The organism is Pseudomonas sp. GW823-FHT06E10 (assembly GCF_058794995.1).
The window spans coordinates 149915-176321 of the sequence record NZ_JBXAHJ010000004.1; the positions used below are offsets into that span (position 1 = coordinate 149915).

General features: G+C 60.6%; 19 protein-coding genes and 1 tRNA gene. 14 read left to right on the forward strand and 6 right to left on the reverse strand.

Annotation, left to right across the window (positions count from 1 at the left end; genetic code table 11):
- Positions 1–5: 5 nt before the first annotated feature.
- Together AC1Q6Y_RS08520 and AC1Q6Y_RS08525 are read left to right on the forward strand one after the other, a co-directional pair.
- Positions 6–1706: a polyurethane esterase gene (locus tag AC1Q6Y_RS08520; protein ID WP_492624381.1), complete on the forward strand. Its 1701-nt coding sequence runs from the start codon at positions 6–8 to the stop codon at positions 1704–1706.
- A gap of 102 nt (positions 1707–1808) precedes the next feature.
- Positions 1809–3662: a polyurethane esterase gene (locus tag AC1Q6Y_RS08525; protein ID WP_218495786.1), complete on the forward strand. Its 1854-nt coding sequence runs from the start codon at positions 1809–1811 to the stop codon at positions 3660–3662.
- Between the two features lie 122 nt (positions 3663–3784).
- Here the strand turns inward: AC1Q6Y_RS08525 and AC1Q6Y_RS08530 are convergent, their stop codons facing one another.
- Positions 3785–4009, reverse strand: a complete 225-nt coding sequence (locus tag AC1Q6Y_RS08530) for a YgdI/YgdR family lipoprotein (protein ID WP_057714802.1) — start codon at positions 4007–4009, stop codon at positions 3785–3787.
- Between the two features lie 197 nt (positions 4010–4206).
- Here AC1Q6Y_RS08530 and AC1Q6Y_RS08535 point away from each other — a divergent pair, with 197 nt between their 5' ends.
- The 4 genes from AC1Q6Y_RS08535 (at position 4207) to AC1Q6Y_RS08550 (ending at position 11195) form a co-directional block, all read left to right on the forward strand.
- Entirely contained in the window at positions 4207–5874 is a 1668-nt protein-coding gene (locus AC1Q6Y_RS08535; RefSeq protein ID WP_492624382.1) for a VRR-NUC domain-containing protein, read from the forward strand.
- Positions 5871–8150: an ATP-dependent DNA helicase gene (locus tag AC1Q6Y_RS08540; RefSeq protein ID WP_492624383.1), complete on the forward strand. Its 2280-nt coding sequence runs from the start codon at positions 5871–5873 to the stop codon at positions 8148–8150. The genes AC1Q6Y_RS08535 and AC1Q6Y_RS08540 overlap by 4 nt, the downstream gene beginning before the upstream one ends.
- Positions 8151–8275: 125 nt before the next feature.
- Entirely contained in the window at positions 8276–9178 is a 903-nt protein-coding gene (locus AC1Q6Y_RS08545; protein ID WP_492624384.1) for a zeta toxin family protein, read from the forward strand.
- A gap of 100 nt (positions 9179–9278) precedes the next feature.
- Positions 9279–11195, forward strand: coding sequence for a hybrid sensor histidine kinase/response regulator (locus tag AC1Q6Y_RS08550; protein WP_492624385.1), 1917 nt, complete (start codon positions 9279–9281; stop codon positions 11193–11195).
- On the opposite strand, the gene AC1Q6Y_RS08555 is transcribed toward AC1Q6Y_RS08550, so the two are convergent.
- Together AC1Q6Y_RS08555 and AC1Q6Y_RS08560 are read right to left on the reverse strand one after the other, a co-directional pair.
- Positions 11173–12534 carry a cation:proton antiporter gene (locus tag AC1Q6Y_RS08555; protein WP_492624386.1) on the reverse strand — a complete coding sequence of 454 codons (1362 nt, stop codon included), beginning with the start codon at positions 12532–12534 and terminating at the stop codon, positions 11173–11175. The genes AC1Q6Y_RS08550 and AC1Q6Y_RS08555 overlap by 23 nt on opposite strands.
- A 198-nt stretch (positions 12535–12732) precedes the next feature.
- Positions 12733–13887, reverse strand: coding sequence for a MalY/PatB family protein (locus AC1Q6Y_RS08560; RefSeq protein WP_154909072.1), 1155 nt, complete (start codon positions 13885–13887; stop codon positions 12733–12735).
- A gap of 289 nt (positions 13888–14176) precedes the next feature.
- Between AC1Q6Y_RS08560 and fdnG the strand changes: the two genes are divergently transcribed.
- The 7 genes from fdnG to AC1Q6Y_RS08595 all read left to right on the forward strand — a co-directional run bounded on the left by fdnG (position 14177) and on the right by AC1Q6Y_RS08595 (position 23271).
- The gene (fdnG, locus tag AC1Q6Y_RS08565; RefSeq protein ID WP_223502529.1) at positions 14177–17242 is read left to right on the forward strand and encodes a formate dehydrogenase-N subunit alpha; all 3066 of its coding nucleotides are present in this window, start codon (positions 14177–14179) and stop codon (positions 17240–17242) included.
- On the forward strand, positions 17243–18178 hold the full coding sequence (gene fdxH / locus AC1Q6Y_RS08570; RefSeq protein ID WP_057714811.1) for a formate dehydrogenase subunit beta: 936 nt from the start codon (positions 17243–17245) through the stop codon (positions 18176–18178).
- Positions 18175–18840, forward strand: coding sequence for a formate dehydrogenase subunit gamma (locus AC1Q6Y_RS08575; protein ID WP_349734228.1), 666 nt, complete (start codon positions 18175–18177; stop codon positions 18838–18840). The genes fdxH and AC1Q6Y_RS08575 overlap by 4 nt, the downstream gene beginning before the upstream one ends.
- Positions 18841–18843: 3 nt before the next feature.
- Positions 18844–19770, forward strand: coding sequence for a formate dehydrogenase accessory protein FdhE (gene fdhE / locus AC1Q6Y_RS08580; protein ID WP_492624387.1), 927 nt, complete (start codon positions 18844–18846; stop codon positions 19768–19770).
- A 51-nt stretch (positions 19771–19821) separates the two neighbouring features.
- Complete coding sequence (gene selA / locus AC1Q6Y_RS08585) at positions 19822–21252, forward strand: L-seryl-tRNA(Sec) selenium transferase (RefSeq protein ID WP_057714814.1); 1431 nt, start codon at positions 19822–19824, stop codon at positions 21250–21252.
- Positions 21249–23156: a selenocysteine-specific translation elongation factor gene (gene selB, locus AC1Q6Y_RS08590; RefSeq protein ID WP_492624475.1), complete on the forward strand. Its 1908-nt coding sequence runs from the start codon at positions 21249–21251 to the stop codon at positions 23154–23156. Before selA ends, selB begins: the two co-directional genes overlap by 4 nt.
- Before the next feature lie 19 nt (positions 23157–23175).
- Positions 23176–23271 (forward strand) — tRNA-Sec (locus AC1Q6Y_RS08595).
- Positions 23272–23390: 119 nt separating this feature from the next.
- On the opposite strand, the gene AC1Q6Y_RS08600 is transcribed toward AC1Q6Y_RS08595, so the two are convergent.
- The 3 genes from AC1Q6Y_RS08600 to AC1Q6Y_RS08610 all read right to left on the reverse strand — a co-directional run bounded on the left by AC1Q6Y_RS08600 (position 23391) and on the right by AC1Q6Y_RS08610 (position 25409).
- Entirely contained in the window at positions 23391–23681 is a 291-nt protein-coding gene (locus tag AC1Q6Y_RS08600; protein WP_102670267.1) for a type II toxin-antitoxin system RelE/ParE family toxin, read from the reverse strand.
- A complete protein-coding gene (locus AC1Q6Y_RS08605; RefSeq protein ID WP_102670266.1) occupies positions 23674–23919 on the reverse strand; it encodes a type II toxin-antitoxin system ParD family antitoxin in 246 nt (81 codons plus the stop codon). Before AC1Q6Y_RS08605 ends, AC1Q6Y_RS08600 begins: the two co-directional genes overlap by 8 nt.
- Positions 23920–24089: 170 nt before the next feature.
- A complete protein-coding gene (locus AC1Q6Y_RS08610) occupies positions 24090–25409 on the reverse strand; it encodes an OprD family porin (RefSeq protein ID WP_492624388.1) in 1320 nt (439 codons plus the stop codon).
- A 249-nt stretch (positions 25410–25658) separates the two neighbouring features.
- Here AC1Q6Y_RS08610 and AC1Q6Y_RS08615 point away from each other — a divergent pair, with 249 nt between their 5' ends.
- Positions 25659–26390, forward strand: coding sequence for a hypothetical protein (locus AC1Q6Y_RS08615; protein WP_057714817.1), 732 nt, complete (start codon positions 25659–25661; stop codon positions 26388–26390).
- Positions 26391–26407: the final 17 nt, after the last annotated feature.

Here is a 26407-nt window from a genome sequence, read left to right on the forward strand (position 1 = left end):
AGAAAATGGGACTGTTTGATTACAAAAATGCCGGCAGTGAGGCCGGCAAGGCGTTGTACTCCGACGCGATCGCGCTGGCGCTGTACGCGTATACGCCTACCGGCCAGCCACTCCCGGCGACCGCCTGGGCGCCAATTGGTGCCTCGACCTTGGGCTATCAGGGCAAGGTTGGCACCCAAGGTACCTTCTATGGCGAGAAGGACGGCTTCACCAGCGCCGAAGCCGAAATCCTCGGTAAATACGACGGGGCCGGGAACCTGATCGGCCTGGGCATCGCCTTCCGTGGCACCGGTGGCCTGGGGTACAGCGACACCTTCGGCGACATGAAAAACAACCTGTTGGCCGCAGTCGGTCCGGTGGATTATGCGAGCAACTACGCGAAAAACGCTTTCGACAGCCTGCTCAAGAGCGTCGCTGCATTCGCCATCGCCCACGGCCTGAGTGCCAGGGACGTTGTGGTCAGCGGGCATAGCCTTGGCGGTTTGGGGGTCAACAGCCTGGCGGAGTTGAGTGGCAATGACTGGGGCGGTTTCTTCAAGGACGCCAACTACATCGCCTTCGCTTCGCCAACCCAAAGCGCCACCGGCAACAATGTGCTCAACATCGGTTATGAGAACGACCCGGTGTTTCGGGTGCTCGACGGCACTACCTTCAGCAGTGGCTCACTGGGCAAGCACGATGGTCATCAGGATTCAGCGACCAACAACGTCGTCAACTTCAATGACCAGTACGCCTCCACCGCGCAGAACCTGGTGCCCTTCAGCATTCTCAACCCGCTGAACTGGTCGGCCCATGGATCGCCGGGTTACGCCGACGGACTGAACCGGGTGATCGACTCTGCCTTCTATGACCTGACCGGGAAGGATTCGACCCTGATCGTCTCCAACCTGTCGGCGTCGTCTCGCGGCGCAACCTGGGTCGAGGACCTCGGGCGCAGTGGCGAGCCGCACACGGGCAGCACGTTTATCATCGGCACCGACAGCGCCGATTGGCTCAAGGGCGGCGCCGGCAATGACTTCATCGAAGGCCGGGACGGCAACGACCGTTTCCGCGACGACGGCGGCTTCAACATACTTTTGGGCGGCAAGGGCAACAACACGTTCGAACTGCTCAAGCCACTGCAGAACTTCAGCTTCGCCAACGATGGCGATGGCACGCTGTTCGTGCGTGACGCCTATGGCGGCATCAGCATGACCCGGGACATCGGCGCGCTGGTGAGCCAGGAGTCCGGATCATGGTGGAGCACCAGGGACATCACCTGGACCGTCACCGGCAACGGCCTGCTCAACGGCAACGAACTGACCCGCTACAGTCATTCGCTCAACGGCGATGCCCTCGGTAATACGCTGTTGGCCGACACCCAGGGCGACTGGCTGTTCGGCAACGGCGGCGATGACGTATTGCGCAGCGACAAGGGCCACGTGACCTTCGTCGGCGGCAACGGCAACGACGTGATGCATTCCACCGGGGACGGCAGCAATACCTTCCTGTTCAGCGGCGCTTTCGGATTTGATGCGATCAATGGCTACCAGGGCAGTGACACCCTGGTGTTCATGGGCGTTGAAGACGCGGGGCAGGGCTATGACTACCGACAGCATGTCTCCCAGGCCGGTCAAGACACGGTGCTGAAGGTTGGCGACTTTTCCGTGACCCTGGTCGGGGTGGGGCTGGATAACCTGTCGACTTCCGGTTTTGTGTTTGCCTGACAGATTTTTGTAACAGCACTGGAGGCTCCGGGCATCTCGCGATCGAGGTGTCCCGGCTGTGAGCTATCTCTGACAATTCCAACAAAGAGAGAGGCAATACCCATGGGTGTGTACGACTACAAGAACCTTGGTACAGAAGACGCCAAAGCGTTGTTCACCGACGCGATGGCAATCACGCTGTACTCCTATCACAACCTCGACAACGGCTTTGCCACCGGTTACCAGCACAACGGTTTCGGCGTGGGCCTGCCGGCAACGTTGGTGACCGCGCTGATTGGCGGCACCGACTCCCAAGGGGTGATTCCCGGTATCCCCTGGAACCCCGATTCGGAAAAGGCCGCACTGGACGCGGTACAGAAAGCCGGTTGGACACCCATCACCGCCGCGCAGCTGGGTTATGACGGCAAAGTCGATGCACGGGGAACCTTCTTCGGTGAAAAGGCCGGCTATACCAGCGCCCAGGTGGAAATCCTCGGTAAATACGACGCCCAAGGGCACCTCACGGAAATCGGCATCGCCTTTCGCGGCACCAGTGGCCCTCGTGAAAGCCAGATCAGTGACTCCATCGGCGATGTCATCAATGACCTGTTGGCGGCATTGGGTCCACAGGATTACGCGAAAAACTATGTGGGTGAAGCGTTCGGCAAGCTGCTCGCCGACGTCGCGGCGTTTGCCCGGGCTAACGGGTTGTCGGGTAATGACGTGCTGGTCAGTGGTCACAGTCTCGGCGGGCTGGCAGTCAATAGCCTGGCGGATTTGAGCCGCGAAAAATGGGGCGGTTTCTTCCAGGATTCCAACTACATTGCCTACGCCTCGCCAACTCAAGGCAGCAGCGACAAAGTGCTGAACGTCGGCTATGAAAACGATCCAGTGTTCCGCGCGCTGGACGGTTCGGCGTTCAACCTGGCATCGGTCGGTGTGCACGATGCCGATCAAGCCTCGGCCACCAACAACATTGTCAGCTTCAATGACCACTACGCGTCGACCGCATGGAATCTGCTGCCGTTTTCCATCCTCAACATTCCGACCTGGATTTCCCACTTGCCGACCGGTTATGGCGACGGCATGACCCGGGTGCTGGAGTCACGGTTCTACGACCTCACCAGCAAAGACTCGACCATTGTTGTTGCCAACCTCTCGGACCCGGCGCGGGCCAACACCTGGGTCCAGGACCTGAACCGCAATGCCGACATCCACAAAGGCAGCACTTTCATTATCGGCAGTGACGGCAACGACCTGATCCAGGGCGGCAAGGGCAACGACTATCTGGAAGGCCGCGACGGCAACGACACCTTCCGTGATGCCGGTGGCTACAACGTCCTTTTGGGCGGCAACGGGCACAACGTGCTCGACTTGCAGCAGTCGGTGAAAAACTTCGACTTTGCCAACGACGGCGCCGGCAACCTGTACATCCGCGATGCCAATGGCGGCATCAGTATCACCCGTGACATCGGCAGCATCATGAGCAAGGAGCCGGGCTTTTTATGGGGGCTGGTCAAGGATGACGTGACCCACAGCGTCACCGCAAACGGGCTGGCGGACGGCAACCAGCTGACCCGGTACGAGTCGTCGATAAAGGGGGGCATGGGGAACGATACGCTCAAGGCGCAGGCGGTCGGCGATTGGTTGTTCGGTCTCGACGGCAACGATCATTTGATCGCAGGCAAGGGCAACGACGTCTTGATCGGCGGGGCCGGCAACGACCTGCTGGAATCGGGGGGCGGGATCGATACGTTCCTGTTCAACGGCGCGTTTGGCCACGACCGGGTGTTGGGCTATCAGTCGAACGACAAACTGGTGTTTCTCGGGGTACAGGGTGTTACGCCGGCCGACGACTTCCGGGACCATGCCACCGTGGTGGGGCAGGATACCGTGCTGACGTTTGGCAATGATTCAGTGACATTGGTCGGGGTCGGGCTGGACAGTTTGTCGGGTGCGGGGTTTGTGATCGCCTGATGGTGAGTTGGCGCCGGTAAGGGCCTCTTCGTCGGAGCGCCGCCCGGACCAGGCCCACTCCCGCAAGGTTGGCGCATACCCTGTGGGAGCGGGCTTTCCCGCGATGAACGATAACGCGAAATTCAGTCTTCCCTGCGAATCGTGGCCACTTCATCGGCCTTGACTTTCACTTTCGCCCCGGAAATATCTTCGAACTCGAAGAAGCCATCCTTTGTCTTGGTTTCCGGCATGTCCTTGGTCAAATACTGGGTGCCGTTCTGCAGGGTCACCACCGTTGGCGTCGAGCAACCGGCCAGCATCAGCAGGGCCGCCGCCGCCAAGGGCAAGCCCAATGTCTTGATGTCCATAATCACCTCCCGTACGTTTTGAAGCAGCACCATCAGCTCGAGGCTGTCACCGTTTCTCTCTGGCGGTTGGTGCCGCCCGGGGGCAGAAAGTTCTACTGCCCGGAAAAAATACCGTACAGCGCCGCCATTTATCCTTTTCCGATTGCGCCGCGCAGGGCGGAACTGGTATCTGTACGCATAACCAGTATTCGCTCGCCATGGCCCATTTCCCTGTGACTGCAAATCCCCTCGACGATCCGTTCTACTACTTGAACAACTTCATGCAAGTGCTTGATTGGCTTGAGCAGCGCTTTGCCGATGTGCTGAGCGTCGACGAGCAGCGTTTCATTCATGAGTTTAAGCGCTTACCCCGTGAGTCGCAGGCACTGCTGGTCAGAATGGTCATGCGCAAGGGTGTTCATTTCAGGGCGAGCAAACTGCACTATGACGAAATCGGCGATACCGGCTGCGCCGTCGGGCCGTTGTTAGCGCTCGGCTGGGTCGATGAGCGAATGCCGTTGGCGGTCGAAGCGCTGTTCGAGGTGCTGCTCAAGGGTGAAATCCTCCAGGCCTTTGGCCCGGTCATCGATCAACCCAAAGGCAGGAAAGCCGATTGGTTGCCGGCGCTGTGCGAGCAGTTTCCCCAGGTGCAAAGCTTCAACGACTGGTGTCCGAGCCTGGACGAGCGTCTGTTCAGCCTGACCATCATGCAATTGTGCGATCGCCTGCGCCTGATGTTTTTCGGCAACCTGTATCAGGACTGGTCGGAGTTCGTATTGGCCGACCTCGGTATCTACACCTACGAAAAAGTCGAATTCTGTGCCGAGTCCCGTGGCTTGCGCAGCCGCGAAGACGTGGATGCCTGCGTCCTCCTGCACGCATACCAGCAACAATTCGAGGCCGGTGAAGCGCTGGAAGAGGTGGCCGAGCGGATCAAGGGCCTGGCGCTGGACAATCCGTGGTTGCAGCGCCGGCGCGGCAAGCTGCTGTTCCAGATGGCCCAGTACTGCGAACGCATCGCCGATTTCTCCATGGCCCTGAACCTGTACCGCGAATGCGCTTTTCCCGGCGCGCGTGCGCGGCTCATTCGCGTACTGGAACGCAGCGGCCAGTTTGAACAGGCGATGGACCTGGCCGTGCAGGCTGAACAGGCACCGCAAAGCGCCGCGGAACACCAACAGTTGCTCCGCGTCCTGCCACGTCTGCGGCGCAAGCTCGGCGGGCCGCCCATCAAGCGGGCAGCGCCTCGGGAAATGCAGCGCCTGGACCTGCAATTGCCCAGGACAGACCCGGCATTATCGGTGGAGTTCTATGTTCAGGCGCATCTGGCGCAAGATTCGGCGCCGGTGCACTACGTGGAAAACAGCCTGGTCAATTCATTGTTTGGCCTACTGTGTTGGCCCGCGATCTTCGCGCCTTTGCCGGGGGCGTTTTTTCACCCGTTCCAGCGCGGGCCGGTGGATTTGCTCAGCGAAGACTTCCATGTCCGCCGGGCCGAACTGTTTCAGGCTTGCCTGGCCGAACTCGACGACGGGCGCTACCGGCAGACCATCCGCGAACGTTATGCCGCCAAGTGGGGCGTGCAGTCGCCGTTCGTGTTCTGGAGCGTGCTCAGCGAAGAGTTGCTGGAGCAAGCCCTCGATTGCCTCCCGGCCGAGCACCTCAAGCACTGGTTCAACCGCCTCTTGCTGGACATCAAGGCCAATCGCGCCGGCATGCCGGACCTGATCCAGTTCTGGCCGCAGCAAAAGACCTACCGCATGATCGAAGTCAAAGGCCCGGGCGATCGCCTGCAGGACAACCAGTTGCGCTGGCTGGAATTCTGCCATGAGCACCAGATGCCCATCGCCGTGTGCTACGTGCAATGGGCGGAGCAGGGCGATTGAGCTACAGCATTGCGGTGCGGGCGCTGTGCGAGTTCACCGCCAAGGCCGGCGACCTCGATCTGCGCTTCACGCCGTCACCAACCGCGCTGGAAGGTATCGTCGGGCACCGTACGGTGGCCTCGCGACGCAGCGAGGGTTACCAAAGCGAAATTGCCCTTGAGGGCCAGTATCAAACCTTGACGGTCAAGGGCAGGGCGGATGGCTATGACCCCGGGCAAAACTGCCTGGAGGAGGTCAAGACCTACCGCGGCGACTTGAGCAAACAACCGGCCAACCACCGCCAATTGCATTGGGCCCAGGCCAGGATCTACGGCTGGTTGATGTGTCGGAAACTGGACCTCTCGCGGATCAGTCTGGCACTGGTGTATTTCGACATCGTCAGTGAAAAGGAGACCTGCCTGGTCGAGTCTTTCGACGCCATCGAGCTGCAACAGTTCTTCGAACGGCATTGCGCGCAGTTCCTGCAATGGGCCGAACAGGAAGTCGCCCATCGAGAAGGGCGCAATCTGGCTGCGCAGGGCCTGGCCTTTCCCCATGCCGGTTTTCGACCGGGGCAGCGTCATCTGGCCGAGTCGGTGTTCAAGGCCGTCAGCACGGGGCGCTGCCTGATGGCCCAGGCGCCCACGGGCATCGGCAAGACCCTGGGCACTTTGTTCCCCATGCTCAAGGCACTGGCGCCGCAGCAACTGGACAAGGTGTTCTTCCTTACGGCGAAAACCCCGGGACGGCAACTGGCCCTGGACGCCGCGCACGTGATGCTTGCCAGCGCCGATGCGCCGCCGTTACGGGTGCTGGAGATGATCGCCCGGGACAAGGCCTGCGAACATCCGGACAAAGCCTGCCACGGCGAGTCCTGCCCACTGGCCCGGGGGTTCTACGATCGCCTGCCCGCCGCACGGCAGGCGGCCGGTCAACTGAGCCTGTTGAACCAGAGCGCCTTGCGCGAGGTCGCCCTGGCGCACGATGTCTGCCCGTATTACCTGAGCCAGGAAATGGCGCGTTGGGCCGACGTGGTGGTTGCCGACTACAACTATTATTTCGATTTCAGCGCGTTGCTGTTCGGTCTGGCGCAGGCCAACAACTGGAAGGTCGCGGTGCTGGTCGACGAAGCTCACAACCTGGTGGAACGCGGCCGCCAGATGTACAGCGCCAGCCTCGACCAGGCGACCTTCAACGGCGTGCGCAAAACCGCGCCCGAAGCGCTGAAAAAACCGATGCAACGGGTCAGCCGCGAGTGGAATGCCCTGCATAACGCGCAAACCGGCGCCTATCAGGCCTATGACAAGGCGCCCGAAAAGCTCCTGCAGGCGCTGTCATCGTGCAGCGCCAACATCGGTGACTACCTCAACGATCACCCTCAAGGCCTGGACAGCGCACTGCAGGGATTTTACTTCGACATGCTGCACTTTTGCCGGGTCGCCGAACTGTTCGATGAGCAGTTCCTGTTCGACATCAGCAAGCGCGACCTCGAGCGCCAGCGCAACCTCTCGCAACTGTGCCTGCGCAATGTAGTCCCCGCCGGCTTCATCCGCCCGCGCCTGACCGCCGCGCGTAGCACGGTGCTGTTTTCCGCGACCCTCAGCCCCCGGCACTATTACGCCGATTTACTGGGAGCGCCGCAGGACACGGTGTGCATCGACGTCGAGTCGCCGTTTCACGCCGATCAACTGCAAGTGCACATCGTCGACCAGATCTCCACGCGGTTCGTACATCGCCAGTCCTCTCTCGAACCGATCGTGGACTTGATCGCCAGACAGTTCTGCAAACGCCCCGGCAATTACCTGGCGTTTTTCAGCAGTTTCGATTATTTGCAGCAGGTGGCGCAGTTGCTGGCCGAGCGGCACCCGCGGATCAAACTGTGGTCGCAATCCCGTGGCATGGGCGAGGCACAACGCCAGGACTTTCTCGACAGGTTCACCGAAGACGGCGAGGGCGTCGGCTTTGCAGTGCTCGGCGGTGCGTTCGGCGAAGGCATCGATTTGCCCGGCGCACGGCTGATCGGTGCGTTCATCGCCACCCTGGGGCTGGCCCAACTGAACCCGGTCAACGAGCAGTTGAAACAGCGAATGGCTGCGATTTTTGGCGCTGGCTACGATTACACCTACCTGTTTCCCGGTGTGCAGAAAGTGGTTCAGGCCGCTGGACGGGTCATCCGTACGCAACAGGATCAAGGGGTGGTGATGTTGATCGACGACCGTTTTGGCGAGCACAAGGTCAGGCAATTACTGCCGCGCTGGTGGTCGATTGCGCCAACGAATTCTCGCTCTGCGCCGTAGGAATCTTTACCTTTAAAAACAAATACATACCTTGATCAAAACAACGAATTGAACAATCAACGCCAGCACGCTTTATTGGAAAGGCTAGATATCACAACCCAATTCTTTGATAAGGAAATCAAGGTATGTCAGAAGCACCGAAATACAACTATTCCTCAGACGACGTGATCAAGGCGTTCGACGAGATCTTCCCTGCGCTCTTCGTCGGCAAAACTGCTGAAGCCATCCCAAAGTTGCTGATCACCGCCGGAGTGGAGGGCTCGGGCAAGACTTACTTGTTGGAAAAGAGCTTGCTGCCATCCGGGAATTACGGGAACTACATTCGACTGTACCTGCCTGAATATCGAAAAAAACACCCGCATTACGCCGACATGATCAAGCTCGGCGTTTTGCACGCCTACGAACATACAGAAGCGTTTGCCAGGGAGCTCGGTGAGAAAATCTTCGCCAACGCGCTTTCTCAAAGATGCAACATCATCATGGAGTGCGCGTTCGATGACATCGGTTTTGCCGGATTGGCAAAATTTGTTCCCGGTTATCAACTCGAAGTCCATGTCGTGGGCTGCAATCACGCGTTCGCCCATCTGTCCAGCATCAAAAGAGCATTCTCCAGCCTGGAAAAGCAGGAGATGGAACGGTTTGTCAGCTATTCGAGACTCGAGTCGAGCATCAGTAACGCCCCTGCGGTTCTCGTTGCGTTCGAGTTCATCGCAAAGACAGTGAGTGGCTCGCAAATCTTCTTGTACGAGCGCGGTCTGGGCACGCTGAGCGAACGGGTACTGCGTGCTCACAGCACCTATACCCTGGACTCAAATGGGAATCTGAACGAAGTTTCAACGTTGCAGCCATATGCGTACAGCGCCTATGACACTATCCTCAGAAGGTCCGTCTATTCGATGGAGGAGCGTGACGAGATGGTCAGGGAATGTCATCTGCAGCTGCTTAAAACCAGCAAATATGACAAACAGGTTCCCGATTTTGTCTACAACGACCTTTACTCCTATATCACCAAATACGTGTATCGCTAAGCCGGGATTGCAGGCTATGAAGCAAACTGCCGCAGTCATGGCTTTCCAAATTGGCAGTTTGTCTCATACTCCAGAAAAACAATCATGACGCGAGAACTCAATGAGCGAGGATCGAAACAGGCCGAGTACCGTTGAGGACAAGCGCTTTCGCCTGTTGATCGATGCAGTGATCGACTATGCGATCTACATGATTGATCCCGACGGCATCATTACCAGCTGGAACGCCGGCGCCAGGCGTTTCAAGGGCTACGAGGAGGCCGAGATCCTCGGTCAGCATTTCTCGCGCTTCTACACCGATGACGATCGCCGTGCCGGCTTGCCCCAGCGGGCACTGGACACGGCGATTCGTGAAGGGCGTTTCGAGGGCGAAGGCTGGCGGGTACGCAAGGACGGCACACATTTCTGGTGCCATGTGGTCATTGATCCGATCTTCGACCCGTCGGGTACGTTGCTCGGTTTCGCCAAGATCACCCGGGACCTGACCGATCGCAAAATGGCCGAGGAAGTCCTCAAGCAAAGCGAGCAGCAGTTTCGCCTGCTGGTGCAGAGCGTTACCGACTATGCGATCTACATGCTTTCTCCGGACGGCCGGGTGAGCAACTGGAACCCCGGCGCCCAGCGCATCAAGGGTTACTTGCCGGAAGAGGTCATTGGCCAGCATTTTTCGATGTTCTACACCCCGGAGGATCGCGATGCCCGCGAGCCACAACGGACGCTGGAAATCGCCGTTCGTGAAGGGCGCTTTGAAAACAAGGGCTGGAGGATGCGCAAGGATGGTACGCGGTTCCTCGCCCATGTCATCGTCGACCCGATCTGGGGCGACACCGGCACATTGCTCGGTTTTGCCAAGATCACCCGGGACATCACTGAAGTCACCCAGGCGCAGCAGGCGCTGGAGCAAACCCGTGAGGCCTTGTTCCAGGCGCAGAAAATGCAGGCCATCGGCCAGCTCAGCGGCGGGATCGCCCACGACTTCAACAACCTGCTGACGGTGATCCTCGGCAATCTGGAAATCGTGCGCAAACGGGTGACGGATGACCCCAAAATAACCCGCCTGATCGACAACGCCACCCAAGGTGCCTTGCGCGGTGTATCCCTGACCCAGCGCATGCTGGCGTTTGCCCGACGCCAGGAGCTCAAGTCGGTACCTGTGCGGATACCGGCGTTGGTGGAAGGCATTTCCGGGCTATTGCGCAGCTCCCTGGGGCCTTCGGTGAAAGTCGAAACACGCTTTCCCGAGGATCTTGAACCGGTGATGGCGGACATCAATCAACTGGAACTGGCCGTACTGAACCTGGCGACCAACGCCCGCGACGCCATGCCCCACGGCGGGACCATCATCTTCAGTGCCAGGACCGAGGAGGTCACCGGCGGCGCCTCATCATTGGCCGCGGGGCGTTATGTGTGCCTGAACATTGCCGATACCGGCGAGGGCATGGATGAAACCACGCTGGCCTCGGCGATGGACCCCTTCTTTACCACCAAGGGCGTCGGTAAAGGTACGGGCCTGGGGTTATCGATGGTCCACGGTTTTATCGAGCAATTGGGTGGGCGCTTCATCCTCAAAAGCAACAAGGATCAGGGTACGACGGCCGAGTTGTGGTTGCCGGTTGCCACCCGGGGTTCGGTGGCTGAGCCTGTAGCGCAAACGCAGACCGTGGAAGTGCCCCGCCTGTGCGTACTGGTGGTGGACGATGACAGTCTGGTGTTGACCAGCACCAGTCTGCTGCTCGAGGACCTCGGGCACCGGGTCATCAGTGCGCCTTCCGGAGCCAGGGCGCTGGAGCTGTTCGGCAGTGAACCGGGTATCGATCTGGTGATCACCGACATGGCCATGCCACAGATGAGTGGCGCGCAACTGGCCAACGCCATCAGGCTCATGCGACCGAGCGTGCCGATCATCCTCGCCACCGGTTTTGCCGAACGCCTGGAAGGCATTGCCGCGCGTCTACCTCGTTTGTCGAAACCCTTTACCCAGCTCAACCTGGTGGAAGTCATTGCCTTGGCGATGAAGTGACGCGGCGGTTATGCCGTTCATAGCGGGCAAGCATCGGCTGGGTGCTGATGCCGTGGACCAGAATGCTCAGGGCGACCACCGAGAGCGTCAGGTCGGCACACACCGTTGCCACTGAGGGCAGCAGACCGTGGTTCAAGGCATAGAAAAGGTAGTAGAAACTCCCGATGCCGCGAATTCCGAACCAGCCAATCAACCAGCGTTGCGGGCCATTGAGCAGCGAACCCCATGGCATCAGCCAGACCGTCAGCGGGCGAATCATCCCGAACAGCACCAACGCGACCAGCAACGCCCGCCAGTCCCAGTGCGCGATCAGCACAATACCGAGCAAGGTGACCAGAAAAACTTCCATGGCCCGTTCCACCAGACTGCCGAACGACAGCATGTCGCCCATCATGATCCCGGCGGCGACTTGCGTGTCTTCCAGGTGCTCCACATTGCCGAGCACGGCCGCCTCGGGTTCGACATGCTGATGACCTACCACCGCTTGAACCAGGTGTTCGGCCGGTGTGTGGGCGTCACTGCTTGTCCTGACCTCGGCCCGGCGCAAGCCCAGGCCGGCGGCAAACACCGAGAGGAACCCGTAGCCGCCGATGGTTTCGGCCACGACGTAAGCCAGTGCGATCAAGGCCAGGGCAAGGTAGTCATTGGGGGAAAACGTGCTGTCGGCATTCTTGATGCGCATGAACAACGTCAGGTGACCAATACCGCGCCCCATCCAGTAACCGGTCAGCAGTCCGACGGGCACGCCCCACAACAGGCGCTTGAAAAACCAGTCATCCAGACCGCTGCCAAAGCTGCCGTTTTGCTGCAAAAACAACAGTCCCAGAATCACGAACGGGAAAGCGATTCCGTCGTTAAGTCCTGCCTCGCCCGAGAGCCCGAACCGCACCGGATCATCATCCTTGGCGTCATTGACCTGAACCAGCGAGGCCAGGACCGGATCGGTCGGCGCCAATATCGCCCCGATCAGCAGCGACGGCCCCCACGCCAGTCCGAAAGCGAAATGCAGCAGCAGGCAGACGCCGACAATGGTCAGCACCATCACCGGTCCCGCCAGGACGAACGCCACTCGCCATCGGCGATCACGAAGAGGAGGTCGCAGCTTGAGCCCGCAGACAAACAATGAAAACAGCACCGCGACTTCCGTCAGGTGCTCGATCCAGAACGCCGCCTCCTTGATATCCAGCCTGAGCATACCCAGGCCCGCCGGCCCGATGGCGATGCCCAGGACCAGGCACACCGCCGAAGTGGTTACCGGCATCCAGCGCAGGTACGACGAAGTCAGTGCCAGGGTCAGCAACACCGCGCCCAACACCGCCACCCAGGCAACGAAACTCATGGCTCAGATCCCGAAACAACCGTCAGTGCAGGGCTATAGGCTGTTGAGCATTGAAGGGCTGCATCGGTTCAATTATTACCTGCAGGAGTGAGCCTGCTCGCGATAGCGCCGTGTCAGGCAACACATTGCCGACTGACAGGACGCCATCGCGAGCAGGCTCACTCTCACAAGGGGATAGGTATGGCTAGAGGGGGCGGGTCAGGCCTTGAGATGGCGCAAACTGCGCTCCATCCGCGCAATGCCTTCTTCCAGCAGCGACCTTGGGCAGCCGAAGTTCAGGCGCACGAACTGTTTGCAGCCATTGCCGAAGTCCAGGCCGGCGCTCAAACCCACCTTGGCCTGTTCGAGGAAAAACTGCTGCGGGTCGTCCAGCCCCAGTGCCGTGCAGTCGAGCCACGCCAGGTAGGTGCTTTGCGGCAGGTTCATGGTGATGCCCGGCAGGCGGGTGTGTACGGCCTCGGCCAGGTAATCCCGGTTGCCTTGCAGGTAGACCTTCAGCTCGGCGAGCCATGGCGCGGCTTCGCTGTAGGCGACGCGGGTGGCTTCCATGCCCAGCGGATTGACGCTGTCGACCATGCCGCAACGGGCGTGGTTGACCTTCTCGCGCAGGTGGCGGTCCTGGATGATCATGAAGGAGGTCTTCAGGCCGGCGATGTTGTAGGCCTTGCTCGCCGACATCAAGGTGATGGTGCGCTGGGCGACCTGTGGGCTCAGGGTCGCCATCGGAATGTGCTGGCGGCCGTCGAAGCACAACTCGGCGTGGATCTCGTCGGAAATGATCCAGGCATCATGCTCAAGGCAAATGTCGGCAATGGCTTGCAGCTCTGCGCGGGGGAAGGCCTTGCCCAGCGGGTTATGCGGGTTGCTCAGCAGCAGTGCGCCACCACCTTGCAGCGATTGGCTCAGGGTATCCAGCGGCGTGGTGTAGGTGCCGTCGGCTTGCGCATCGAAATTCAGTTCGACCTTGTTCAGCCCCCAATGCCCGGGCGCATGACGCAGCGGTGGGTAGTTCGGCACCTGCACAACGACATTCTGTGGCGCCTGCACCAGTGCCTTCAGTGCCATGTTGAAGCCGGACTCGACGCCCGGCAGGAATATCAGCTCCTGGGGCTCGACGCGCCAGGCGTACTTGTTCCAGAGGTCGGCAACGATTGCCTCGCGCAGGTCATCCTGGGCCACGCTGTAGCCGACCATCGGGTGTTCCAGTCGTTTTTGCAGGGCCTGGATGATCATCGGCGGCGCGGCGAAATCCATGTCGGCGACCCACATCGGCAACACATCGGCGGGGTAGCGGCTCCACTTGGTGCTGCCGGTGTTGTGGCGGTCGAACACCTGATCAAAATCGAAAGTCATGCGGGGTCTCGTAACGGCAGGTTGGTTATGGCGCCATGATAAGCGCCAACCCCCTGTAGGAGCGAGCTTGCTCGCGATGGAGTGTCAGTCGACACTCACTCAGCTGATACACCATCGCGAGCAAGCTCGCTCCTACAGTGGGTAGTGTCTGGAGGGCCGACGGTCGGCTGTCATGGTGAATTCGACAGCATTGACTACAGTTTGTAGTGTCGGCAGCCAGACTGCCCCGACCGTGGTTGTTCGAAAAAGCCCGGCCATGTACCGGGTCCCACCTGATCAGGAGTGCACGATGGATCTCAGCCGTCGTCAGTTCTTCAAGGTCGCCGGCATCGGCCTTGCAGGCTCTAGCCTGGGTGCGTTGGGCATGGCCCCAACGCTTGCCTTTGCCGAACAGGTGCGTCACTTCAAGCTCGCCCACACCCATGAAACCCGCAACACTTGCCCGTATTGCTCGGTCGGTTGCGGCTTGATCATGTACAGCCAGGGCGATACGGCGAAGAATGTCGCGCAAAACATCATCCACATCGAAGGTGACGCCGACCACCCGGTCAACCGCGGCACCCTTTGCCCTAAAGGCGCAGGCCTGCTGGACTTCATTCACAGCCCCGGCCGCCTGCAATACCCGCAGGTGCGCAAACCCGGCAGCACCGAATGGACCCGCATCTCCTGGGATGAAGCGCTCGATCGCGTCGCCGACCTGATGAAGGCCGACCGCGACGCCAACTTCATCGAAAAGAACGCCCAGGGCCAAACGGTGAACCGCTGGCTGACTACCGGTTTCCTCGCGGCATCGGCGGCGTCCAACGAAGCCGGCTATATCACCCATAAGGTGGTGCGCAGTCTCGGCATGCTGGGGTTCGATAACCAGGCGCGTGTCTGACACGGCCCGACGGTGGCAAGTCTTGCCCCGACGTACGGCCGTGGTGCCATGACCAATACCTGGACCGATATCGCCAACGCGAATCTGGTCCTGGTGATGGGCGGCAACGCAGCAGAAGCGCATCCGTGCGGCTTCAAATGGGTGACCGAAGCCAAGGCGCACAACAAGGCGCGGCTGATCGTGGTCGACCCGCGTTTTACCCGGACCGCCTCGGTGGCCGACTATTACGCGCCGATCCGCACCGGCACCGACATTGCCTTCATGGGCGGGCTGATCAATTACCTGCTGACCGAAGACAAGATCCAGCACGAATACGTGCGCAACTACACCGACGTGTCGTTCATCGTCAAAGCCGGCTATGGCTTTGAGGACGGGATCTTCAGCGGCTACGACGCGGCCAAGCGCCTTTACACCGACAAGTCCGGCTGGGGCTATGAACTCGGTGAAGACGGCTTTGCCAAGGTCGACCCGACCCTGCAAGACCCACGCTGCGTCTATCAACTGATGAAGCAGCATTACAGCCGCTACAGCAAAGAACTGGCGAGCCAGATCTGCGGCATGCCGGTCGATGCCATGCAAAAAATCTGGGAGGAAATCGCCACTTGCTCGACACCGGGCAAGACCATGACCATCCTCTATGCGCTGGGCTGGACCCAGCACTCGATTGGCGCGCAGATGATTCGCAGCGCGGCGATGGTGCAACTGCTGCTCGGCAACGTCGGCATGCCGGGCGGCGGCGTGAACGCCTTGCGCGGGCACTCCAACATCCAGGGGCTGACTGACCTGGGGCTGCTATCTAACTCACTGCCGGGCTACCTCACGCTACCCGGCGATGCCGAACAGGACTACAACGCCTACATCGTCAAGCGCACGCAAAAGCCTTTGCGTCCGGGGCAACTGTCCTACTGGCAGAACTACGGCAAATTCCACGTCAGCCTGATGAAAGCCTGGTACGGCGCCAACGCCACGGCCGAGAACAACTGGGCCTACGACTACCTGCCGAAACTGGACATTCCCCAATACGACATCCTCAAGGTGTTCGACCTGATGGGGCAGGGCAAGGTCAACGGCTACATGTGCCAGGGCTTCAACCCCATTGCCGCATTGCCCGACAAGAACCGGGTGATGGCGGCGCTGGCCAAGCTGAAATGGCTGGTGGTGATGGATCCGCTGGCCACCGAGACCTCGGAGTTCTGGCAAAAGGTCGGGCCGTATAACGACGTGAACAGCGCCGACATCCAGACCGAAGTCATTCGCCTGCCCACCACCTGCTTTGCCGAAGAGGACGGTTCGCTGGTCAACAGCAGCCGCTGGCTGCAATGGCACTGGAAGGGCGCCGACGGACCGGGTGAAGCGCAGACTGATATCCGCATCATGAGCGAGCTGTTCATACGTCTGCGTCAGCGTTATCAGGCCAATGGCGGCAAATACCCCGACCCGATGCTCAAACTGTCGTGGCCGTACAAGATCCCTGAGGAACCTTCACCGGAAGAGCTGGCCAAGGAAATCAACGGCTCCGCCACCACGGACTTCACCGACGCGACGGGCGCGGCGATCAAGGCCAATGCGCAACTGGCCGGGTTCGGCCAGCTCAAGGATGACGGCAGTACCGCGTCCGGTTGCTGGATTTTCTGTGGCAGCTGGACTGAACTGGGCAACCAGATGGCACGGCGCGACAACAACGACCCGTACGGCATGCACCAGCATCAAGGCTGGGCCTGGGCCTGGCCGGCCAACCGGCGGATCCTCTACAACCGCGCCTCGGCGGACCTGCAAGGCAAGCCGTGGGATCCGAAAAAACGCCTGGTGTGGTGGAACGGCAAAGCCTGGGCCGGCACCGATGTGCCGGACTACAAGGCCGACGTGCCGCCGGAAGCGGGGATGAATCCGTTCATCATGAACCCCGAGGGCGTGGCGCGATTCTTCGCCGTCGACAAGATGAACGAAGGCCCGTTCCCCGAGCATTACGAGCCGTTCGAGACGCCGATCGGCATCAATCCGCTGCACCCGCAAAACAAGAAAGCCACCAGCAACCCGGCGGCGCGGATCTTCGATTCGGTGTGGGATTCCCTCGGCGTGGCCAAGGATTACCCGTACGCCGCGACCAGTTACCGGCTGACCGAGCATTTCCACTTCTGGAGTAAGCATTGCAAGCTCAACTCGATTACCCAACCGGAGCAGTTCGTGGAAATCGGCGAAGTGCTGGCCAAGGAAAAAGGCATCGTCGCCGGCGACCGGGTGCGGGTCAGCAGCAAGCGTGGCTTCATCGAAGCGGTGGCGGTGGTGACCAAGCGGATTCGTCCGCTGCAGGTCAACAATCAGGTGGTGCACCAGATCGGCATTCCGTTGCACTGGGGGTTCACCGGCCTTACGCGCCACGGTTACCTGACCAACACCCTGGTGCCGTTCCTCGGCGATGGCAACACCCAGACCCCGGAGTCCAAGTCATTCCTGGTCAACGTGGAGAAAGTCTAAATGGCCAGCCAAGACATCATTGCCCGCTCGGCCACCACCACACCTGCGCCCTCGGTGCGCGGCATGGAGGAAGTCGCCAAGCTGATCGACACCACCAAATGCATCGGCTGCAAGGCCTGTCAGGTCGCCTGCTCGGAATGGAACGAGTTGCGTGACGAGGTCGGCCATAACCATGGCACCTACGACAATCCTCAGGATCTCACCGCAGAAACCTGGACATTGATGCGCTTCACCGAGCACGAGACCGACGCCGGTAACCTGGAATGGCTGATCCGCAAGGATGGCTGCATGCACTGCGCCGAGCCCGGTTGCCTGGCGGCATGCCCCAGCCCGGGGGCAATCATCAAGCACGCCAATGGCATCGTCGATTTCGATCAGGATCATTGCATCGGTTGCGGCTATTGCATCACCGGGTGTCCGTTCAACATTCCACGGATCTCGCAAAAGGATCACAAGGCCTACAAATGCACCTTGTGCTCGGACCGGGTGGCGGTAGGGCTGGAGCCGGCCTGCGTGAAAACCTGCCCCACCGGTGCCATCGTGTTCGGCTCCAAGGACGACATGAAGGAACATGCGGCCGAGCGTATCGTCGACCTCAAGAGCCGGGGTTTTGAAAACGCCGGCCTGTACGACCCCGAAGGCGTTGGCGGTACCCACGTGATGTACGTGTTGCACCACGCCGATACGCCAAGGCTGTACGCCGGCTTGCCCGATCACCCGGCGATCAGTCCGTTGGTAGGGCTGTGGAAGGGCATCAGCAAACCCCTGGCACTGTTGGCCATGGGCGCGGCGGTGCTGGCCGGGTTCTTCCACTACGTGCGCGTCGGTCCGCAAATCGTCGAAGAGGATGAACATCCGGAGCCGCCGGACAACGCCGTGCACGAAGTCGATCCATCGGTGCACACCTTCGATCCCCGAGGGGAGGGCAGGCCATGAGCGACAAGACGATCCTGCGCTACACCAGCAACCAGCGCACCAATCACTGGCTGGTGGCGATTCTGTTCCTCATGGCCGGATTGTCCGGGCTGGCGCTGTTCCACCCGGCGCTGTTCTGGCTGAGCAACCTGTTCGGCGGCGGGCCATGGACACGCATCCTGCACCCGTTCATGGGCGTGCTGATGTTCGTGCTGTTCCTGGGCCTGGTGTTTCGCTTCTGGCGCGCCAACTACTTCATCGCCAATGATCGCCTGTGGCTAAGGCGCATCGACCGGGTGATGAAAAATGAAGAGGAGGGCGTCCCGCCCATCGGCAAATACAACCCCGGGCAGAAGCTGCTGTTCTGGACTTTACTGCTGTGCATGCTGGTGCTGTTGTTCAGCGGGCTGGTGATCTGGCGTGCGTACTTCAGCGAGTATTTCGGCATCACCACCATACGCTGGGCGATGTTGCTGCATGCACTGGCCGGTTTCGTGCTGATCCTGAGCATCATCGTGCACATCTATGCCGGCATCTGGATCAAGGGCTCGGTCAGCGCCATGTTGCACGGCAGGGTCAGCCGCGGCTGGGCCAGGAAACACCACGAACTCTGGTATCGCCAAGTGACTCAAGATGAGACCCGCGACGAAGCGCCCAAACGACCGATCACCAAAAAGGGCTGACATTTGCCAACCATCCTTGAACCCGGAGAAATCGAAGCGGCGGCCAGTTCGCCGCCGTTTCTGTACATGCCACCGCATAACCTGTTCAGCCTGCGTGGCCAGCGCCTGGAAACGCTGGCCGAAGGGCACCCGATGGCCGATTACCTGCGCCTGATCGCCGGGTTGTGCCGGGTGCAGCAACAGGTGCTGGACGACCCGCCGCCAAGCGACCCCCTTGACCGACAACGCATCGAGTTGTGCCAGCAACACGGCTTGCCGCCGTTCGCGGCCGACAGCCTGGCGCGCGAAGACGATTGGCAGCCTTACCTCGATGCCTTGCTGCAGTGCTATAGCGCACCGTCACAATCCGCCGTGGCCGATGCCGTGGACACCTTGCGCCTGGCCGGTGCCGGGCAACGGCGTGCCTGGGCGGTGGCGCTGGTCAGTGGCCAGTATTCGCTGGTGCCGGCGGCGCTGGTGCCGTTTCTCGGTGCGGCGCTTCAAACAGCCTGGAGCCACTGGCTGTTGAGTACGCCGAACCTCGCGCTAACTCCCGGCGACAGCCTCAGCCAGTGCCCGGCCTGCGGCTCGCCGGCCATGGCCGGGGTGATCCGTCATCGCGGCAAGCACAACGGCTTGCGTTATCTGGTCTGCTCGCTGTGTGCCTGCGAGTGGCATGTGGTGCGGGTCAAATGCGTGTATTGCGAACAGAGCAAGGGCCTGGAATACTTCAGCCTTGAAGATGATCGCCATGCCGCCAACCAGGCACCGTTGCGCGCCGAAGTCTGCCCCGGTTGCAACAGTTATCTGAAGTTGCTCTATCTGGAGAACGATGCGGACGCCGAAGCGTTGTCGGCAGACCTGTCCAGCCTGATGCTCGACATGCGCCTGACCCAGGACGGTTATCAGCGTCTGGCACCCAATCTGTTGCTGGCGCCGGGAGACGAGTAACCGCAGCGTCTACACTCTGGCGCGAGGGCCATTCGTTTTCAGGAGCGCCAGATGTCTGCACGCAGTGCCAGCCAACCCTTGCGTCTACCTTCCATCGACAGTTTGTTGCGTCACCCGGCGTGCCGGCCGTTGGCCGAGCGCTATGGACGCGACGCCTTGCTGGGCGCCTTGCGGCTATTGCTGGATGAACTGCGCGAAGGCGTACGGCAGGGTTTGCTCGAACCTGTGGAAGTCAGCGCCGACGTGCTGGCGGGCAGGGTCGGCGAGCGATTGGCAACCGAGCATCGCAGCCATGTGCGTCGGGTGTTCAACCTCACCGGCACGGTCTTGCATACCAATCTCGGCCGGGCGTTGTTGCCCGAGGAAGCGATTGAAGCGGTGCAAATGGCCGCGCGCTATCCGCTCAACCTTGAGTTCGACCTGCGCAGCGGCAAGCGCGGAGATCGCGACGACCTGATCGAAGGCTTGATCCGCGAATTGACCGGCGCCGAAGCGGTGACCGTGGTCAACAACAATGCCGCAGCGGTGCTCTTGACCCTCAACAGCCTGGGCGCACGCAAGGAAGGGATTATTTCCCGGGGCGAACTCATTGAAATCGGCGGTGCCTTCCGCATTCCCGACATCATGGCCCGCGCCGGGGTGAAGCTGGTTGAGGTCGGCACTACCAACCGCACCCATGCCCGTGACTACGAGACTGCCATCGGCCCGCGCAGCGGCTTGATCATGCGCGTGCATGCAAGCAACTACAGCATTCAAGGCTTCACCACGAGTGTGGCGACGGCTGAACTGGCGCAAATTGCCCACCAACATGGACTGCCGTTGCTCGAAGACCTCGGCAGCGGCAGTCTGCTGGACTTGACCCGCTGGGGGCTGCCGGCAGAGCCGACGGTGCGCCAGGCCCTGCTCGATGGCGCGGACATCGTCACCTTCAGTGGCGACAAACTGCTCGGCGGACCACAGGCCGGGTTGATTGTCGGCCGCAAGGAATTGATCGCCAGGATCAAGAAAAACCCGCTCAAGCGGGCACTGCGGGTCGACAAAATGACCCTGGCGGCCCTGGAAGCGGTGCTGGGTTTGTACCGAAACCCGGACCGACTGGCCGAGCGTTTGCCGAGCCTGCGCCTGTTGACCCGGCCACAGGCCGAGATTCTCGCCCAGGCCGAGCGTTTGCGGCCGGCGCTTGCCCAAGTGCTGGGTGACGGCTGGAGCGTCAGTGCCATGCCGGCACTGGGCATGATCGGCAGCGGCAGCCAACCGGTGGCGAGGCTGGCCAGCGCAGCGCTGTGTCTGCGCCCGCTGACGTCCAAGCGCTTGCGCGGGCGCTCGTTGTTGACGCTGGAAGAAGCCTTTCGCGACTTGCCGATTGCGGTCCTGGGGCGCATCGACGATGACGCCCTGTGGCTGGACCTGCGGCAACTGGACGACGAGCCGGCATGGCTGGCGCAACTCGAACAATTACACGTGGAGGGCCGGGCAGGGTGATTGTCGGCACCGCAGGGCACATCGACCATGGCAAGACGGCGCTGCTCCAGGCGCTGACCGGTCAGGCGGGTGACCGGCGCCGCGAAGAGCGTGAGCGCGGCATGACCATCGACCTTGGCTACCTGTATGCCGAGCTGGAGGCGGATGCGCAGCTGACCGGGTTCATCGACGTTCCCGGCCATGAGCGCTTCACCCACAACATGCTGGCCGGAGCGCAGGGCATCGATCTGGTGTTGCTGGTGGTGGCCGCCGATGACGGGGTGATGCCGCAGACCCGCGAGCACCTGGCGATTGTCCAGTTGCTGGGCATCCCCCGGGCACTGGTGGCGATCAGTAAGTGCGACCGGGTCGACAGTGCCCGGGTACAGATCGTGCGTGAGCAGGTCCGTACCTTGCTGGCGCCCGGAGCGTATGCCGATGCGCCGCTGATTGCGCTGTCGAGCGTGACCGGCGAGGGCATCGAAACCCTGCGCCAACAATTGCTGCAAGCCCAGCGTGAAGTACAGCAGCGCAGCACTGAAGGCGGTTTTCGCCTGGCGATCGATCGGGCTTTCAGCGTGGCCGGGGCCGGTATCGTGGTGACCGGCACGGCACTATCCGGCCAGGTCGCGGTGGGCGATACCCTGCTGTTGGGACCACAGGGCAAACCGGTGCGCATTCGCGGCCTGCACGCGCAAAACCAGGCCGCCGACCACGCTTTCGCCGGCCAGCGCGTGGCCTTGAACCTGAGTGCCGAACGGCTGGCCCTGGAACACATCCATCGCGGCCACTGGTTGCTCGCCGAAGGCCTGTATGCGCCCACCCGGCGCCTGGACATCGACATGCAACTGCTGGCCGGCGAACCCCGGGCTTTCGAACACTTTCAACCGGTGCACGTGCACCTCGGCACCCAGGACGTGACCGGGCGCGTCGCCTTGCTGGAAGGCACCAGCCTGGCGCCCGGTGGACGGATGTTTGCGCAACTGCTGCTCAACACAGCGGTGCATGCAGTGAAGGGGGATCCGCTGATCCTGCGTGACCAGAGTGCCCAACGAACCCTGGGTGGCGGCCGGGTGCTCGATCCGTTTGCCCCGGATCGGCAACGCCGCAGCCCCGAACGTCTGGCGCAACTGAGTGCGCTGGCGAACAGTGCCGGGCTGGAAGATGTTTTGCAGGCGTTGCTGGCCCACAGCGACACCGGACTCGATCCGCAGCGCCTGGAGCGGCAGTTCAACCGACCGCGCAGCAGTTGGGTGTTGCCCGCTGATGTGCGCCTGATCGATACCCGTCAAGGCCCATTGCTGTTCAGTGCAAGTCGCTGGGAATCCTTGAAAGCGCCCTTAGTGGATCAGCTCGCGCATTTCCATCAACTCGAACCGGATCAAATGGGGCCGGACCGGGATCGCTTGCGTCGATTCATCGGCAGCACACTGGAACGCCCAACGTTTATCAGCCTGCTCGACGAGTTGTTGGCCAGCGGCGACATCGCCAGCAGTGGCCCGTGGTTGCACCTGCCCGAACATCAGGTGCGTTTGAGCGAAGAGGACGAAACCCTGTGGCTACAATTGCAGCCGCTATTCGAACAGGCCGGATTCGCCCCGCCCTGGGTGCGCAACCTGGGACATGACGAAGCCACCGTCCGCACATTGCTACGCAAGATGGCGCGCCTGGGCTTGTTGCACCAGGTGGTACGCGACCTGTTTTACACCGACAGCATGATTCGCCGATTGGCGGCTATGCTGTTGCAACTGGCGGACGCCAACCCGGTGATTCAGGTGACGGCGTTTCGTGATGCGGTGGGCCTGGGGCGCAAGCGCAGCATTCAGATACTGGAGTATTTTGACCGTGTCGGCCTGACCCGGCGCTTTGGTGATCGTCGGCAGATTCGCCTGGACAGTGCGTTGGCCCAGCGAAATGAGCTTTGATTCAAAGGCAATCATTCAAGGAAGGCAATCGCGCCCGGTGGCGCGGCCGGGCTTCAAACCCGGTTGGGGACGGCATCCGTTCCCGGGCAGGTTCGACTCCGGCTGCCTTCCGCCAATCAACCCCACACGTTCTGACTCAACCGAATCCCCTGTGGGAGCGAGTCTGCTCGCGATGGCAGTTGGTCGAAGCAACACATTCGTCCAGTTTTTACACGGGGGTTGGAAAATGGATCGTCAGAGATTGCGCTGCGCTTCCATCCGATCATGAAGGATCCTGATGATCGCAATACCGTACGCAGTGATTCGAAAATAGATCATGTGCCGCTCCACACTACAGCGCCGATAACCAGGACGGATAGCGTCGCAGGCCGGCGCCTTTTTCGGGTGCTCGGCCAATTGCGCAAATGCTGAGGTAAGGATATCAATGTAGCGATTGGCCTGATCCAGACCCCACTGGCGAGCGGTATAACTCCAGATTGCCTCAAGGTCACCCTCTGCGGCAGGCGTCAGACGATATTCAGCCATGCGCGGTTAACATTCTCTGTTTGAATGCAACAGGATCGAATGGGCGAGGCTTTCCGCTGGATTCACCTTCCCGAAGGGCGGAACGGATCGTTTCGAGTTCAGCGCTGCGCTCCTGTTCACGACGGATCAGATCGCGAATGTATTCGCTGTCGTTGGTGTAATGGCCCGCTTCTATCTGCGCTTTGATCCAGTTGTCTTGCTGGTCAGTCACGGTGATGGTTTTTCGTACGGTTCCCATGAATGGGCCTCCACGGAGATGGTCGACTGCGTGCAAGCTATCATACTATTGGTGCGGTTTCGAGCAACCTGGCCACTATTGCTAACCTTCCAATCCGAACAGAATTTGCAGATTTGCGGCAAGCCCGCTCCAACAATTGAATACATTCCAAACATTGCCGCGTGGTTTGCTCAGAACTCCAGCGGGTACTCAATCACTACATATATCCGGTCTATGTCATCACCCGCCTGCGCCTCATTGGCCCGATGCGAAACGTGTGACACCTGTACCGACAGGTCCTTCGCCGCCCCCGTTTGGACGATGTACTTCAAATCAATGTCCCGCTCCCAATGCTTGCCGCCATCCCCTTGTTGCGGCACGTAGGTGCCGGTCACCGGGTCGAACGGGTTGTAGGCCCCGCCTTGTGGTGCATGGGTGCCGTCGATCTGGTCGCCGGTGACGTAGCGGGTCATGAACTTCAGGCCGGGTATCCCGAAGGCAGTCAGGTCCAGGTCATAACGAACCTGCCAGGAGCGTTCGTGGGCGCCGTTGAAGTCGGCGTACTTGATCGAGTTGGCCAGGTAGATGGAATCGCCACCGACGAAATCGAATGGCGTATCACCGTCGACTTTCTGATACGCCAGGGTGAAACCATGGGCGCCCAGCGCGTATTTACCGGACAGGCTGTACGCCGTGTTGTCGATGGCGCCGGCCAGCGCCTGACCAGTGTCCCTGGTGTGATAGAGGTTGGCGTCGAGGAACACCCCGGACTGCTTGAAGTGCAGGTTGCCGTAGTACTGATGCCAGGTGTCGGTCAGATCCGAGGCATACAGGGCGCCGCCAACCGGGCTTTGGGTAAACAGATCAGCGCCGACAAATGATATGCCGCCGGCCTCGGTATTGGCGCCATAACCGAAAAAGTTGCCCTTGTCTGAAGCACTGTCCTGATTCTTGAATGCCGTGAAGTGACCGGCTTGCAGGTTCATGCCGTCGATTTCGCGGCTGTTGAGCAGAAAACCTGTGGCGTACTCCGGCTGCAGGCGTTTGTCCGCGGTATCGAACACCGGGGATTCGACCTCCATTTCGCCAAACGCCAGGGTGGTGTTCGATGCCTTGAGCTTGATCGCGCCGCCACCGCTGGAGTAATTGCTTTCGCTACGACCGTCACTGCCCACGGGCAGCAGACCGGTTCCGGAATGGCCTTTGCCACCGTCGAGTTTCAATCCAGCAAAGGCATGGGCATCGAGACCGAAACCAACTGTGCCCGGCGTGAAACCGGATTCAAAAGCGCTGATAAAACCTTGAGCCCATTCGGCTTTGTAGTTTTTTCCGGTCGGTGAGGGGGATCGATAGTCGCTGTTCAGATAAAAGTTTCGACTGAGCACGCCAAGGGTCGAGCCCTCGAAAAATCCGTCTGCGCCTTGCACCGATTCCTCGGCCGGTGCGTGGTTGGCCAGCAGGCAGAAAAACAGGGCAACAGGCGCCCTGAAATCTTGCAGGGAAAGGATCATCAATGGGTCACTACAGGGGAGGTTCTGCCTTTGCAATGGTCATGACACTGTTCTTACGGGGGGCGTGAGGTGGTCATGGTTACGTAGATCGGGTCGGGAATATTGAATCGGTGTGCTGTCTTTGATGCCTGGTGCGCAAAGTGGCTAGAACCCCAATAGGGCTGTCCATCGGCACGGTCCTGCAAGCGGCCGGCTATCGATTATTCTGGTAATGAGGCCAGCGCTGCCGGCCGAGGAGGGGACGCAATCATGTCTGCACAGGATCGAGAACTGCTGGACCAGGTGCTTGCCGCCCATGGCGGCCTGGTGCGCTGGAACAGTTTCAATAAGGTCTGCGCCACGATCGTCACCGGCGGCTCGCTCTGGGGCATGAAAGGGTTGACCCAGGACAGCGCTCCACGCCAGATGACCGCGTGGCTGCATGAACAAAGAGCCTCGGTGAAACCCTTCGGTGCACCGGAGCAATTCACGGCCTATACGCCGAACCGAATCGCCATCGAGAATACCGCGGGCAAGGTGATTGCCGAGCGCCATGCGCCCCGGGCATCCTTCAAGGGCCATGGGGAACACACGGCGTGGGACCCGTTGCACCGGGCCTACTTCAACGGCTATGCGATGTGGTCCTACCTGACCATGCCCTTCCTGTTCACCTTGCCGGGCGTAACCTGCGAGGAAATCGAGCCCCTGCAAGAGGGGGCCGAACTCTGGCGGCATTTGCGGGTGCACTTTCCCGACAGCATCGCAACCCACAGCACCATCCAGGACTTCTATTTCGGCGATGACTTTCTGCTGCGCCGCCACGACTACAGCGTCGATGTGAGCGGCGGCATGCCCGCTACGCAACTGGTTGGTGACTACGTCGAAGCCGACGGATTGCGCATGCCGGGCAAGCGGCGAGCCTATCGACGCAAGATCGATGGGCAGGTCAACATGGAGGCGTTGCTGGTGTCGATCGACTTGAGTGAAATCCATTACTCGTAGCAAAAGTTGTGTCTTGG

Coding starts and splice junctions, on each gene's coding strand:
- selA (WP_057714814.1), top strand. CDS start 19,822: ATGTCTGCACGCAGTGCCAGCCAACCCTTGCGTCTACCTTCCATCGAC.
- AC1Q6Y_RS08550 (WP_492624385.1), top strand. CDS start 9,279: ATGAGCGAGGATCGAAACAGGCCGAGTACCGTTGAGGACAAGCGCTTT.
- AC1Q6Y_RS08525 (WP_218495786.1), top strand. CDS start 1,809: ATGGGTGTGTACGACTACAAGAACCTTGGTACAGAAGACGCCAAAGCG.
- AC1Q6Y_RS08530 (WP_057714802.1), bottom strand. CDS start 4,009: ATGGACATCAAGACATTGGGCTTGCCCTTGGCGGCGGCGGCCCTGCTG.
- AC1Q6Y_RS08600 (WP_102670267.1), bottom strand. CDS start 23,681: ATGGCTGAATATCGTCTGACGCCTGCCGCAGAGGGTGACCTTGAGGCA.
- AC1Q6Y_RS08555 (WP_492624386.1), bottom strand. CDS start 12,534: ATGAGTTTCGTTGCCTGGGTGGCGGTGTTGGGCGCGGTGTTGCTGACC.
- AC1Q6Y_RS08520 (WP_492624381.1), top strand. CDS start 6: ATGGGACTGTTTGATTACAAAAATGCCGGCAGTGAGGCCGGCAAGGCG.
- AC1Q6Y_RS08575 (WP_349734228.1), top strand. CDS start 18,175: ATGAGCGACAAGACGATCCTGCGCTACACCAGCAACCAGCGCACCAAT.
- AC1Q6Y_RS08615 (WP_057714817.1), top strand. CDS start 25,659: ATGTCTGCACAGGATCGAGAACTGCTGGACCAGGTGCTTGCCGCCCAT.
- AC1Q6Y_RS08545 (WP_492624384.1), top strand. CDS start 8,276: ATGTCAGAAGCACCGAAATACAACTATTCCTCAGACGACGTGATCAAG.
- AC1Q6Y_RS08535 (WP_492624382.1), top strand. CDS start 4,207: ATGGCCCATTTCCCTGTGACTGCAAATCCCCTCGACGATCCGTTCTAC.
- AC1Q6Y_RS08560 (WP_154909072.1), bottom strand. CDS start 13,887: ATGACTTTCGATTTTGATCAGGTGTTCGACCGCCACAACACCGGCAGC.
- AC1Q6Y_RS08605 (WP_102670266.1), bottom strand. CDS start 23,919: ATGGGAACCGTACGAAAAACCATCACCGTGACTGACCAGCAAGACAAC.
- fdxH (WP_057714811.1), top strand. CDS start 17,243: ATGGCCAGCCAAGACATCATTGCCCGCTCGGCCACCACCACACCTGCG.
- AC1Q6Y_RS08610 (WP_492624388.1), bottom strand. CDS start 25,409: ATGATCCTTTCCCTGCAAGATTTCAGGGCGCCTGTTGCCCTGTTTTTC.